This window comes from Streptomyces sp. AC627_RSS907 (genome assembly GCF_019049165.1).
In genome coordinates this window covers 1-560 of sequence record NZ_JAGMUE010001491.1, presented here as the reverse complement: position 1 = coordinate 560, position 560 = coordinate 1, and the positions used below count along the sequence as shown (strand labels likewise).

General features: G+C 75.5%; 1 protein-coding gene. It reads right to left on the bottom strand.

The window, feature by feature from the left end; all coding sequences use genetic code 11:
* On the bottom strand, nt 1–560 hold a 560-nt coding region (gene cobA / locus KUM32_RS42620), incomplete at both ends, for a uroporphyrinogen-III C-methyltransferase (protein ID WP_254406826.1).

Sequence of the window (560 nt, the reverse complement as noted above, 5' to 3'; positions counted from 1 at the left end):
CCGCCCAGTCCACCAGCGAACGCGGGTCATCGGGGGCGACGTGGCCGCTGACGACGGTGAACTCGTGGGCCACGCCGCGGTGCGTGACGGGTATGCCGGCGGCGCCGGGAACGCTGATGGAGCTGGAGATTCCGGGCACCACCGTGCACGGAATCCCGGCCTCGGCGAGCGCCTCGGCCTCCTCCATGCCACGGCCGAAGACGAACGGGTCGCCGCCCTTGAGGCGTACCACCGCCTTGCCCGCCCTGGCGTGCTCGATGAGCGCCGCGTTGATGGCCTCCTGGGCCATGAACCTGCCGTACGGGATCTTCGCGGCGTCGATCACCTCGACGTGCGGGGGCAACTCGTCCAGCAGGTCGCGCGGGCCGAGCCGGTCGGCGATGACCACGTCCGCGGCGGCCAGCAGGCGCCGGCCGCGCACGGTGATCAGGTCGGGGTCGCCGGGACCGCCGCCCACCAGCGCGACCCCGGGCAGCGGCGCCCCGGCGTCCGTCGCGGTGGCCGCGGTGACCTGGCCCTCGGCGGCGAGGCGGTGGTGCGGGGCGGCCAGGGTGCCGTCC